Origin of the sequence: Butyricimonas paravirosa, assembly GCF_032878955.1 — a bacterium.
Taxonomy (GTDB): domain Bacteria; phylum Bacteroidota; class Bacteroidia; order Bacteroidales; family Marinifilaceae; genus Butyricimonas; species Butyricimonas paravirosa.
Window position 1 is genome coordinate 1,891,928 of sequence record NZ_CP043839.1, and the last position, 12,551, is coordinate 1,904,478.

General features: G+C 46.6%; 9 protein-coding genes. 2 read left to right on the plus strand and 7 right to left on the minus strand.

Annotated elements, in window-relative coordinates; translation table 11 throughout:
* Nucleotides 1-5: 5 nt before the first annotated feature.
* The 4 genes from F1644_RS07950 to F1644_RS07965 form a co-directional block, all read right to left on the minus strand.
* Nucleotides 6-842 carry a patatin-like phospholipase family protein gene (locus tag F1644_RS07950; protein ID WP_087421992.1) on the minus strand — a complete coding sequence of 279 codons (837 nt, stop codon included), beginning with the start codon at nucleotides 840-842 and terminating at the stop codon, nucleotides 6-8.
* Nucleotides 839-2,341 (minus strand): glucose-6-phosphate dehydrogenase, encoded by a 1,503-nt coding sequence (gene zwf / locus F1644_RS07955; protein ID WP_087421993.1) that lies wholly within the window; start codon nucleotides 2,339-2,341, stop codon nucleotides 839-841. The genes F1644_RS07950 and zwf overlap by 4 nt, the downstream gene beginning before the upstream one ends.
* A 2-nt stretch (nucleotides 2,342-2,343) precedes the next feature.
* Nucleotides 2,344-3,819: a decarboxylating NADP(+)-dependent phosphogluconate dehydrogenase gene (gene gnd / locus F1644_RS07960; protein WP_087421994.1), complete on the minus strand. Its 1,476-nt coding sequence runs from the start codon at nucleotides 3,817-3,819 to the stop codon at nucleotides 2,344-2,346.
* 141 nt (nucleotides 3,820-3,960) lie between these two features.
* Nucleotides 3,961-4,869 (minus strand): PLP-dependent cysteine synthase family protein, encoded by a 909-nt coding sequence (locus tag F1644_RS07965; protein ID WP_087422230.1) that lies wholly within the window; start codon nucleotides 4,867-4,869, stop codon nucleotides 3,961-3,963.
* Nucleotides 4,870-5,244: 375 nt separating this feature from the next.
* On the opposite strand from F1644_RS07965, the gene F1644_RS07970 reads away from it, so the two are divergent.
* A complete protein-coding gene (locus tag F1644_RS07970; RefSeq protein WP_118305655.1) occupies nucleotides 5,245-6,882 on the plus strand; it encodes an ABC-F family ATP-binding cassette domain-containing protein in 1,638 nt (545 codons plus the stop codon).
* A gap of 234 nt (nucleotides 6,883-7,116) precedes the next feature.
* On the opposite strand, the gene nagB is transcribed toward F1644_RS07970, so the two are convergent.
* Both nagB and F1644_RS07980 read right to left on the minus strand, forming a co-directional pair.
* Nucleotides 7,117-9,039 carry a glucosamine-6-phosphate deaminase gene (gene nagB, locus F1644_RS07975; protein WP_168044537.1) on the minus strand — a complete coding sequence of 641 codons (1,923 nt, stop codon included), beginning with the start codon at nucleotides 9,037-9,039 and terminating at the stop codon, nucleotides 7,117-7,119.
* A 28-nt stretch (nucleotides 9,040-9,067) separates the two neighbouring features.
* A complete protein-coding gene (locus F1644_RS07980) occupies nucleotides 9,068-10,252 on the minus strand; it encodes an ROK family transcriptional regulator (protein ID WP_118305654.1) in 1,185 nt (394 codons plus the stop codon).
* Nucleotides 10,253-10,457: 205 nt separating this feature from the next.
* Here F1644_RS07980 and F1644_RS07985 point away from each other — a divergent pair, with 205 nt between their 5' ends.
* Complete coding sequence (locus F1644_RS07985) at nucleotides 10,458-11,405, plus strand: NUDIX domain-containing protein (protein ID WP_118305653.1); 948 nt, start codon at nucleotides 10,458-10,460, stop codon at nucleotides 11,403-11,405.
* On the opposite strand, the gene F1644_RS07990 is transcribed toward F1644_RS07985, so the two are convergent.
* Nucleotides 11,384-12,289, minus strand: coding sequence for a cation diffusion facilitator family transporter (locus F1644_RS07990; protein WP_118305652.1), 906 nt, complete (start codon nucleotides 12,287-12,289; stop codon nucleotides 11,384-11,386). The genes F1644_RS07985 and F1644_RS07990 overlap by 22 nt on opposite strands.
* Nucleotides 12,290-12,551: the final 262 nt, after the last annotated feature.

Genomic DNA, 12,551 nt, shown 5'->3' on the forward strand with positions numbered 1-12,551 from the left:
CAATATTAAATACTAAATACTTTACGGGCACATTCGTACCCCTGATTATACAAGTCCGTTAATTTCGTCACGTCTTGTTCGATCCGATCCACCTCCAACGGTTTCTCCGGACGAATCAAGATTACTTTTTTCTCCCGTTCCAACTGTTCCAAAAAATCAAGCGTCTCGTTATAACGTTTATTCTTTATCCTCAAGCTCTCCCGTAATGCCGGATATTTACGATACATAAACCAAGGCAATGATTTCTCTTTTTCATCTTTCCGGTAACCTTTATTACGAGTTAGGATCACCACGTTACGATCGAATCCGTCAGCTATTGCTTTCCGGATCGGGATGGCATCACAGATTCCCCCGTCCAGCATGGGCTCCTCGTCCACGTAAGAGATCGGACAAACAAAAGGCAGACTGCAAGAGGCCCGACAAATATTCAGCAAACGTACCGGATCATGCTTTTCCTCGAAATAATTCGCCTCTCCCGTCCTACAATTACTCGTCACCATCACGAAACGCTCCGGAGAAGCAAAGTAAGTATCATAATCGTACGGGATAATCCGGGTCGGGAATTCATCAAAAATAAGGTCAAAATCCATGATACTCCGTTTCGTGAAAAAATAACGGAAACCGATATAATGGTACTTATCCAACAAATCAATATTACACGTCTTCGCCCGCCCCCGCTGACGGGAGGCATAGGAAAGCCCGTTACACGCCCCGGCAGAAACTCCGATCGTGTAAGGGAAATAAACCTTTTTATCCATCAAGAAATCTAACGCCCCGGCAGTAAATACGCCTCTCATTCCACCACCTTCAAGTACTAATCCCGTATGTGCATCTAATATCATAACCAACAAACATTTTTATCTTCTTTCGAAACAGGTGGAGCCACGTCCCACACATCACTCAAATCCGGCCCTTCACTTCCGGCGGTATACGTTCGCAAATGTTCTCCCGGATGTTCCCGCCAATAGTTCACGATCGGATCGATAAACTTCCAACTGGCCTCCAAGGCATCATCCCGCGTGTAAAGCATCGAATCTCCCTGCATGGCATCCAGCAACAAACGCTCGTAGGCTCCCGGCAGATAATTGTTACAAAGCGAGGCATACAGGAAATCCATCCCCACTTGTTTCACCGTAAAGCCGCCACCCGGCATTTTCAACCCAAACTTCAACATCACCCCTTCATCCGGTGTCATACGAATAATCAACTGATTACAAGACGAACCCTCACATTGTCCCTGAAATAACTTATGCGGCGTGGATTTGAAATGAATTACCACCCCGGAACGCTTGTTTTTCAAACGCTTGCCCGTGTATATATAAAACGGCACATGACTCCACCGCCAGTTGTCAATAAAAACTTTCAACGCCACGTAAGTCTCCATATCGGAATTCGGGGCAACATCTTTTTCCTGCAAATATCCAACCACGGGCTGCCCTTTCGATTCTCCGGCCACGTATTGCGCCCGGACAACATTACGAGGAATATCCTCCCCTTTCCATTGGCGAAGTGAACGTAACACCTTTACCGTCTCGTCCCGAATCACCTCCGGTTCCATCGTCGCCGGGGATTCCATAGCCACGAAAGCCAACAACTGCATCAGATGGTTCTGCACCATATCCCGCAAAGCTCCCGTTGTCTCGTAATATTTCCCCCGGTTCTCGATTCCGAGCGATTCCAAAGCGTATATCTCCACGTAATCCACGTAGTTCCGGTTCCACAAGGACTCGAATATCTCGTTCGCAAAACGCAAAACCAATATATTCTGTACCGTCTCTTTCCCCAAAAAGTGGTCTATTCGATAAATCTCCTGTTCACAGAATACCTGCAACAAGGATTGATCCAATTCTTTCGCAGTCTCCAAACTCGTCCCGAAAGGTTTTTCCACCACAATCCTGTGCCACCCGCCCCGTTCCTTAACACCAAACAAGCAACTTCTCCCGATATATTTCGTGATTGCCTGTTGCGAATTCGGAGGGGTTGCCAGATAATATACCACCCGCATCGGGATGGCATTTTCCTCCATCAAAAACATCACCCGCTCTCCCAACTCATCGGCTCCTTCCACGGGATCAAAAGGTTGATAGTACACTTTCTGTAAAAAACGATCCACCTCTTCCCCGTTCAATCCCTTATCCCCTTTCAACTCCTGCAACATCGAACGGATAGACAAACGGAACTCGTCATCACTCATGGATTTCCTCGAAGTTCCCAAAATAACAAAACGTTCCGGCAACATCTGCCGCACGTGTAACTCGTATAAAGAGGGCATCAACATTCGTTTGGTTAAATCACCCGATGCCCCGAATATGACTAATACCTGATCCTCCGGTCTATTCATAATTACACATTATAAGTTCCTGAAACCGTCTTTCCACCTTTTCCCGTCCAGTCGGTATGGAAAAACTTACCCCTTTCGGCATCCGTACGTTCGTAAGTATGCGCCCCGAAATAATCCCGTTGCGCCTGTATCAGATTCGCCGCAGAAGTAAAATTACGTAACCCGTCAAAATAACTCAACGCCGAGAAAAAACAAGGTGCCGCGATACCATTAAACACGCAATCCACGACCACCCCCCGCAAAGCCGGCAAGGCATTTTCCATTCTCTCGTGGAAAAAAGCATCGAATAACAAGTTCTGCAATCCCGGACTCTTCGTAAATGCTTGGGTAATCCTCTCCAAAAATACAGAGCGAATGATACATCCCTTTCTCCATATTTTAGCGATTGTCCCGTAATCCAGATTCCAACCATTTCGCTCGGAGGCCCTGCGCATCAAGGAAAATCCCTGCGCGTAAGAGATCAGTTTCGCCGCGTACAAGGCGTCCCTCACAGCCTCGATTCCGGAAGTGTTCAAGGTAATGCAAGCCTCCATATCCCCCACCTTACCCGAGGGGTACTGCACGGACGCTCTCTCTCTTTCGTTCACCAAAGACGACATGAAACGGGCAAACACCGCCTCCGACACCAACGTCAACGGGTCCCCCTCATCCAAGGCCGCCATCACACTCCATTTTCCCGTTCCCTTCTGCCCGGCCACATCCAGAATATGATCCAACAAATAGTCTCCGTTCTCTTCCTTGTAATGCAGAATATGTGAAGTAATCTCGATCAAAAAGCTATTCAGTTCTCCCCGGTTCCACAACTCAAAAATATCTCCCAAGCCGTCGTTATCCAACCCGGTTCTTTTCTTCAACATGGAATACGCCTCCGCGATCAGTTCCATATCCCCGTACTCGATCCCGTTATGTACCATCTTCACGTAATGCCCTGCCCCGCCGGGACCGATCCATTCGCAACAAGGAGAACCGTCTTCCAATTTTGCCGCAATCGACTGTAATATATCTTTCACTAGTGGCCAAGCCGTCACGGAACCTCCCGGCATGATAGAAGGCCCGTTCAACGCACCCTCCTCTCCCCCGGAAATTCCGGCTCCAATAAAATAGAGGCCCTTCTCTTCCAACATTTTCACCCGACGTTCCGTGTCGTGGTAATCCGAATTTCCCCCGTCAATAATAACGTCCCCCGGAGAAAGCCACGGGAGTAACTGCCCGATCAACTCGTCAACCGGATCCCCGGCCTTCACCATTAACATGATCTTCCGCGGCAAGCGTATGGACTCCACGAACTCTTCAATCGTATAGGTCCCGTGGAAACGCTTTCCCTTCCCTCGCCCTTCCACGAAACGGGTTACCACACTTTCTCGGTCCGGGTGAACCCGGTTGTAAACAGAGACTGTGTACCCTTTACTTTCCAAGTTCAAAGCCAAATTCTCTCCCATTACCGCCAATCCGATCAATCCTATATCTGATATTTCCATCATAACAATAATTTATTCGTAACTCTATTGTACGACTATTCCTTTTAATTTGTTCTTAAATATTATAACAAAATTTACACTCGCAGAACATCCTACAAAAAGAGAGCCAAAATTGATCGGTAAACAGAAAATCCCTGACTCTTAATAATCTACCAAATTCCCGAACATCGAAGTACTCAGATACTTTTCTGCCCTATCGGGGAAAATAACTACAATATTGCCCGCATCTATCTGTTCTGCGGTCTTCAGAGCTGCCACCATGGCAGCCCCGCTACTCATCCCGGCAAAAATACCTTCCCAGACAATAATCTCACGAGCCATGGCAATAGCCTCCTCGCTCTCCACCATCACCTGTATATCTATCCGGGAGGGATCGTAAATAGCCGGAACAATCGCCTCTTCCATATTCTTTAGACCTTGAATATAATGCCCCTTCACGGGATGTGCGGACACGACTTTTATATCCGGCTTACATCTTTTCAAGAAACGGGATATTCCCATGATTGTCCCCGACGTTCCCAAGGCACTCACCAAGTAATCTATCTCCCCCTCCATCTGTTGCCAGATCTCGATGGCCGTGTTCTCGTAATGTGCCTGATAATTCCCGGCATTACTGAACTGGTCGGGCATAAAATATTTTCCGGGGTTTTCTTCCACAAGTTGATGCGCCTTCCGAATAGCACCATCCGTCCCCTCCGCCGCGGGAGTCAGAATGACCTTGCCCCCGTACGAACGGATAATCTTTCTTCGCTCCACGGACACCGCCTCACTCATCACAATCTCCACGGGATAACCTTTCACGATACCGATAATGGCCAAACCGATCCCCGTGTTCCCGGAAGTCGGTTCGATAATGGTTTTACCAGGTATCAAACGCCCCTCCCGCTCTGCCTGTTCGATCATCTGCAAGGCGATACGATCTTTAATACTACCCGTGGGATTAAATCCCTCCAACTTGGCGAAAATATTCACGTTCGGGTTCTGACCGAGACGATTAATACGCACCATAGGTGTATGCCCTATGGTTTCAAGAATGTTCTTCTTTACCAACATGATCATTTTTAATTTATGATTTGCGATTTTAGATTACACTCCCCACCCGCCGGTCTGAATACACCAAACCTACCGGAGAGACAATCACTGCCTACCGAAAAACGTTTATAGAAATATAAATGGCAGGATTAAAGACAACAACAACAGCAACAACAAGCACGGCCCATTCCTTTGAAAGATTCAAAGTTCGTTCCCCTCACTTGAAATTGACGATTAGAAATAAATGTTGTCTTCATAAACTTCAGATTTATAATTTATCAAACGACTTGCAATCGTTCATATCGCAAATATAAACAAATTATCTTATCTTCGCACCGCTATTTGAAAATGTAAATCCATTTTCAATTTTCAACTTTCAATTTTCAATTAAATATGATTTCAGTAGACGGATTAACAGTAGAATTTGGAGACAGAGCGCTTTTTAAAGATATTTCATTTGTTATTAACGACAAGGACCGGATTGCCCTCATGGGAAAAAACGGGGCAGGTAAATCCACGTTACTAAAAATTCTAGCGGGAGAACGCCAAGCCTCCCGGGGAAATATCTCCTACCCGAAGGAAACTGTTATTGCTTACCTACCACAACATTTAATGACCCATAACGAAAGAACCGTTTTCGATGAAACGGCACAGGCATTCGCCCACCTTTTCGAGATGGAGAAAGAGATTGAACGGTTGAATCAACAACTCACCGAAAGAACGGACTACGATTCTCCAGAGTATTACAAACTCATTGAAGACGTATCCGCACTCAGCGAGAAGTTTTATAGCATCGACTCCACGCATTACGAGGCGGATGTTGAAAAGGTATTGTTGGGTCTCGGATTCCAACGGGAAGATTTCAACCGCCCGACAGCCGATTTCAGTGGAGGTTGGCGTATGCGTATCGAGTTGGCTAAAATGTTGCTTAAAAACCCGGACGTATTACTACTTGACGAGCCTACCAACCACCTTGACATCGATTCGATTCAATGGTTGGAGGATTTTCTCGTGAATAACGGGAAAGCTGTCGTCGTGATCTCCCACGACCGGACATTTGTTGACAACATCACTACCCGAACGATCGAGGTCACCATGGGCCGTATTTACGACTACAAGGTAAATTACTCCCAATACCTCGTACTACGCCAAGAACGGCGCATTCAGCAACAAAAGGCCTACGACGAACAGCAAAAGATGATCGCCGAGACGAAAGAATTTATCGAGCGTTTTAAGGGGACCTATTCCAAGACCTTACAAGTACAATCCCGCGTGAAGATGTTGGAGAAACTGGAAATATTGGAAGTTGACGAGGAAGACACTTCCGCACTGAGACTGAAATTCCCGCCCGCCCCGAACTCCGGTAAATACCCGGTGATCGCAGAAGAGCTTACGAAAGACTATGACGGACACATCGTGTTCCAAGATGCCCACTTCACGATTGAGAAGGGGGAGAAAGTCGCTTTCGTCGGTCGTAACGGGGAAGGAAAGTCCACGCTAGTAAAATGTATCATGGGAGAAATTCCCTATACCGGAAAACTGACATTGGGATACAACGTGAAGATCGGCTATTTCGCCCAAAACCAAGCCTCTCTCATGGACGAAAGTCTTACCGTTTTCCAGACCATCGATGACGTAACTCCCATGGAGCTGAAACACAAAATCAAGGATATGCTGGGAGCTTTCATGTTCAGCGGTGACGACATCGACAAAAAGGTGAAAGTTCTGTCTGGTGGAGAGCGTACCCGATTGGCCATGATCAAGTTGTTGCTCTCTCCCGTGAACCTGTTGATTCTCGACGAGCCGACCAACCATCTCGACCTCCGTACCAAGGACATCCTGAAAAATGCCTTGAAAGAGTTCGATGGCACCTTGATCGTCGTGTCCCACGACCGTGATTTCCTCACTGGACTCGTCCACAAGGTCTACGAATTCGGTAACAAGAAAGTAAAGGAACACCTCGAAGACATCCAAGGTTTCTTGCGGAAAAAGAAAATGGAAAACCTCCGGGAGATCGAACGCAAAAGCTAAGATATCATTACTATAAAAAATTTATCAAACAACCTCTTATCAAAACTCAAGAGGTTGTTTTTATTTTATCACCAACTCAAACTATCGTAACAGGCACTACTGTAACATTCGTTACAATAGCATCCACAAACCTGTAACTTATCAACTTGAAACTCGCAACTCGCCACAGGCGAAAAAAGAAACGGGGTCTAAAAACAGACCCCGCTCCAGCAAAAAAAATATAAAACACAACATTTATTTCCTATGCTTGTAGCGCACGAAGACCTCCATCGCCTCGTACTCCGCCATTCCCAACTTGTTATACAAGTCGGCCGTGTTACGGTTACGGTCTTCGGCTCGCTGCCAGAACTCGCGAGGATCATCTCCCGGGTAAGCCGGTCCGTTATTCTGTGAACCGTGTCGGTAAATCGCTTGTCGTTTGATGGATAATTCCGACGGGCTTACCGGCACCGCCATATCCACCTTCTCGATCTCCCATTCCAACCAAGCCCCGCGATACAACCACACGTAACAATCCTTGAACCAGTCATCCTCACACACGACGTCAAAAGCCTGCATGATCGCATCCAGACAAACACTATGCGTTCCGTGCGGATCGGCCAAGTCTCCGGCAGCATAAATCTGGTGAGGTTTCACCTCCCGCAACAGATTCACGATAATATCTATATCTTCTTTTCCCAACGGGTTCTTTTTCACGGAACCCGTTTCATAGAAAGGCAAATTCAAAAAATGTACTCTCTCCGAGGGGATACCCATAAACCGACAAGCGGCCAAAGCCTCTGCCGCCCGCAAGGCCGTCTTGAACTTCAACACCTCTTTAGGTTCACTTCCCTCCGGTTTCAGATTCCGAATCGTCTCCTTCACCTGCTTGTACCCCTCGCCGGACACTCCCATATTTTGGGCGAACAAGTCAGCAATATCCATCATCTCGTACAAGTAATCATCAAACACGGCAATGTTCCCAGATGTTTGATAAACCGCATGCACCTCATGCCCCTGTTCCACCAAACGGGCCTCCGTTCCTCCCATCGAGATCACGTCATCATCCGGATGCGGGCTGAAAATCAACACCCGTTTCGGGTAAGGATGCGCTCTCTCCGGACGGGTTGAATCATCCGCGTTAGGTTTCCCTCCCGGCCACCCGGAAATGGTGTGCTGCATATCATTAAACACGGCAATATTCACCTTGTTTGCAGAACCGAACTTCTCGATCAGATCGCTCAAACCGTTATCTTGATAATCTTTATCTTCGACTTTCAAAATGGGCTTTTTCAACTTCTGGCACAACCGGATCACCGCTTTACGAATCAGCTTATCATCCCAATTCACCTTGCTCACCAACCACGGGTAATCCGCCCGGGTCAATTCGCTAGCCGCACTCTCATCAATAATAAATTGCACGTTAGAATGCATCTGCAAGAAAGTTGCCGGAACCGAATCTGACACCCGTCCTTCCACGGTAGCCTTGATAATCGGGGCCTTTTTCTCTCCCCACGCCATCAGAATCACTCTCCGGGCCTGCATAATCGTCCCGACTCCCATCGTGATCGCTTTCGTGGGTACCAGATTCCTACTTCCGAAATCCTTTATCGCGTCTTTTATCGTCAAGTCATTCAAGAACACCTTCCGGGTCTGGGACGTGATAAAAGACCCCGGCTCGTTAAAACCGATATGTCCCGTACGTCCGATGCCCAATATCTGGAGGTCAATTCCCCCGGCAGCATCGATCGCCTTCTCGTAATCCCGACAGAATTTATCTATTTCATCCCCTTCCAGCGTTCCGTCCGGGATATGAATATTCTTCGGGTCAATATCTATATGATCAAACAAATGGTGGTGCATGAAATAATGGTAGCTCTGCTCCGACTCTTTCGGCATCGGCAGATACTCGTCCAAATTGAACGTAACCACATTACGGAAAGAAACGCCTTCTTCCCGGTGCATCCTCACCAGCTCTTGATACAACTTGATCGGGGAAACCCCGGTCGCCAAACCTAAAACGCACTTTTCACTGCTAGCCGCTTTCGTTTGTACCAAATCCACAATCTCACGGGCAACGGCCTTCACAGCCTCGTCCGCTGTTTCATAAATCTGAACAGGAATCTTCTCGAACCTGTTGGCTCCCTCGCCCTTAGCGATGTAGTTTTTAGTAATCATCATATCTTTATCTTTAATTTTTTCCTTGTTAATAAAGCGAGTACCCACATTCAGAATCATCATACAAATGTTCCATGACCATCATCAACGTACCCAATATCGCCGAATAAACACCCAGATTACTCATCTTCAACTCGCAATGTCCTCGCATACGAGCCAAAGCGTACTTATTTATCGCCTGTTGAACCGGAACCAGCATCAAATCGCCCGCTTGCACGATCTCCCCACCGATGACTACCATGTCCGGGTTAAACAAATGTACCATCGTGGCTATTCCCTCTCCCAACTTCTCTCCCGCACGATGCAAGAGGTCGATAGCCGAAATATCATCTTTCCGGGCCGCCTCGATAATCTCTTGTAACGGCTTACCAGCCACCTTCTCTATAGCCCGTCCCGAAGACACGGTTTCCAAGCAACCGATCTTTCCGCAATGACATGGAGCCTCCAGCCCTGAAATACGGATATGCCCGAACTCTCCCGCCATGCCAATTCCCCCGCGATATAATTTCGAGTTCAGGATCATCCCCAAACCGATACACTCGTTCACGCTAATACACAAAACGTTATTCACGTCTTTGGCTACCCCGAACGTGTGTTCCGCCATGGCCATCACGTTAGAATCGTTATCAATAAATACCGGGATTTTCAGCATTTCCTCCAAAATACTCTTTATCCCCGGTTGTTCATACGTCAAATAAGTATATGAAGTTCCCTCCCGATCGATCAATCCCGGAAGAGCGAAACCCGCCATCTTGATCTTTGCCCGATCCACATTCAAACGCCCGATCGTCTCGTCAATCTTCTCCCGCACGTAACGGAGAGTCGCCTCATCATCCTGCTCTTCCAAAATCGAGGGATATTCCAGAATACCCTCAATCGGCTCATTCTTCAAATTAAAGATAGCCACCCGCAGGTACTCCCGACCAATATCCACTCCTAATATATACGCAGCATCCGGATTTAATGAAAACACGTGAGGACGTTTACCCCCGATCGAATTTCCGCATCCCCGGTCAATCACCCATCCCTCTTCTATCAACTCTTCGATCATGCGACTAACCGTCGGCGTGGTCACGTTTGTCAGGCGACAAATCTCAGGCTTGGACAACTCTCCCATCCGGTAAAGGAAACCGATAATTGCTTTCTTCTGCAAGTACCGTTTCTCTTTCAATCCCGGTAGCGAACCTTTATTTATGGTATTCGAGTCATTCATAGCTCTCCGTTTTTCAAAAAGAATCGTGTTTATTTCATCACAAATATACGAATACTTTCTAAAATATTTACGTAAGTCACACTAAAAATGAAAAATATTTTCATTACAAACTCTATTTTATAAAATTACATTCCCCAAACGAGTACTTGAAAATAAAAAAAAGTGTATTTTTACAAATCAACCATTAAAAGGGGATTTAGCGACTATGGTAACAAAATTGGAAATACAAAAACACTTGAAATACCTGAAAAACGGGGCAAGTAAAAAGTTCATCGAACTATTCAACAACTTCGACGAAGAAGATTTGTGTGACCGTAAAAATTTCACCGGACACATCACGGCAAGCGGAACGATCATCCACATTCCCACTCGTGAAGTCCTGTTACTACATCACAAGACCCTTGATAAATGGCATATTCCCGGTGGCCACGTGGACCTCGACGATGATTCTCTCTTCGAAGCTGCATTACGGGAAGTGGAAGAAGAAACCGGACTGACAGCCGAACAACTGATTCCTATCAACCTCATTAAAAATAAAGCCTATTGCGTTGAGATCAATTCCCACCCGATTCCACGTAACGAGAAGAAAAACGAAGATCAGCACTATCATCACGATTTTCGTTTCGTGTTCGCGTATACCGGGAATAAACGTATACACATAGACTTGAACGAAAGCCTCGATTACAAATGGCTTTCTATTGACGATCCCTACCTGCAAGAGATCATGACAACTCCCGAAACACTCGATTCTATTTTACTGGAAGGACTGGAAAGTTACGAACAATCCATTAAACTGGTTCGCCATAACGATTACCTCGTAACACCCCTAGCCAGCTATTTGTTTCGATTAGGTCAACACCATTACGACCGGGGCAACTGGGAATCTGCGGAACAGATGTTCCGTCGCTCTGTTTCCGCTTACGAGGAAACGTACGACGACGAGTACGAGACACCGCCATCCATTCTGACCGCTTGCTGGAACTTGGCTACCGTCTACGAAAAAACAAATCGTCATTCCCTGAAATTACAAGCACTTGAAAAAGGCCTAAACTTTGCCAAGGAATTCGCCCGTCTCGACGAGAATTTCCTTCCCGAAATCTCCGAGTTCACGGAACGGATTGATGCCTCCCGTCATTCCACGGGACAACTATAACATCCCTCCCCTTCGAACTCGATTTCCACGGTCAGGTGATCTATGCCCGCCTCCTTCAACCGATCCACGGCATCATGTTTCACCCGGACGGCATCCGCCCGGGAAATATCATCTGCCACAATCAGGTGGGCCGAAGCGATATTCCTTTCCCCGTCCAGCGTCCACACGTGCAGATCATGCACGTCCTTCACGCTCGGCACCTCCAGCAAAATGGCCTTTATCTTATCCTCCGGCATATGCTCCGGCGCAGCTTGCAAAAGGATTCTGAAAATTGCGTACAAATTCCGGCACACATTCGTCAGAATAAACACCCCGATACCAACCGAAAGTAGCGGATCGATAAAATACCATCCCGTGTAACGAATAATCACGCTACCGATCAACACGGCCACCCATCCCAGCACGTCCTCCAACAAATGCAACATCACGGCCCGCTGGCTGATCGAATTTCCTTTCATCAGCCGCAAGGCAGCGAACCCGTTCACGACAAGTCCCGCCACCGCCAACCACATCATCCCGGAGTAATTCACCTCCGCGGGATGAAATAGACGGGGAATCGTCTCCATGAACACGAAGATCGACCCTACCAGCAACACGATCGAATTGATTAACGCCCCCAGCGTCGAAAATCGTTTATACCCGTAAGTAAATGTCACGGTCCTCTTCTTTCTCGAATAACGTTCCAGAAAATAAGAAACCCCGATAGAAAAAGCATCCCCGAAATCATGTACCGCATCGGAAATAATAGCCACCGAATTGGTCCATATTCCCCCAACAATCTCGATAACGGCAAATCCCAGATTCAGGAAAAAAGCGATACCCAAATTTTTTGTACTCTCTCCATGAGCGTGTTGATGCCCGGCATGTGAATGATCGTGTCCCATAATTACATTCTTTAATAACAAAAATACTCATTTTACGAAAGAAAGTTTCATTCCTATCTAATAAAAATCTATCTTTGCCCCTCGAAAAAGTGGAAAGATTTGGCTGATTGCAACCACGGAAAAAAAGCGCTAAAATGCATATTTAATTCTGAATTCAACCATCCATGTACTTTCCTATAGTTTAATTTACGATAAAGAGATTGAGAGATTAAATGATTTTCGATTAAGTGATTCGTTTGTTACAACATCATTAAATCATCAA

Excerpts from the sequence above, each read along its gene's own strand:
- F1644_RS07950 (WP_087421992.1), bottom strand. The coding sequence starts at position 842 with ATGATATTAGATGCACATACGGGATTAGTACTTGAAGGTGGTGGAATG.
- zwf (WP_087421993.1), bottom strand. The coding sequence starts at position 2,341 with ATGAATAGACCGGAGGATCAGGTATTAGTCATATTCGGGGCATCGGGT.
- gnd (WP_087421994.1), bottom strand. The coding sequence starts at position 3,819 with ATGGAAATATCAGATATAGGATTGATCGGATTGGCGGTAATGGGAGAG.
- F1644_RS07970 (WP_118305655.1), top strand. The coding sequence starts at position 5,245 with ATGATTTCAGTAGACGGATTAACAGTAGAATTTGGAGACAGAGCGCTT.
- nagB (WP_168044537.1), bottom strand. The coding sequence starts at position 9,039 with ATGATTACTAAAAACTACATCGCTAAGGGCGAGGGAGCCAACAGGTTC.
- F1644_RS07980 (WP_118305654.1), bottom strand. The coding sequence starts at position 10,252 with ATGAATGACTCGAATACCATAAATAAAGGTTCGCTACCGGGATTGAAA.
- F1644_RS07985 (WP_118305653.1), top strand. The coding sequence starts at position 10,458 with ATGGTAACAAAATTGGAAATACAAAAACACTTGAAATACCTGAAAAAC.
- F1644_RS07990 (WP_118305652.1), bottom strand. The coding sequence starts at position 12,289 with ATGGGACACGATCATTCACATGCCGGGCATCAACACGCTCATGGAGAG.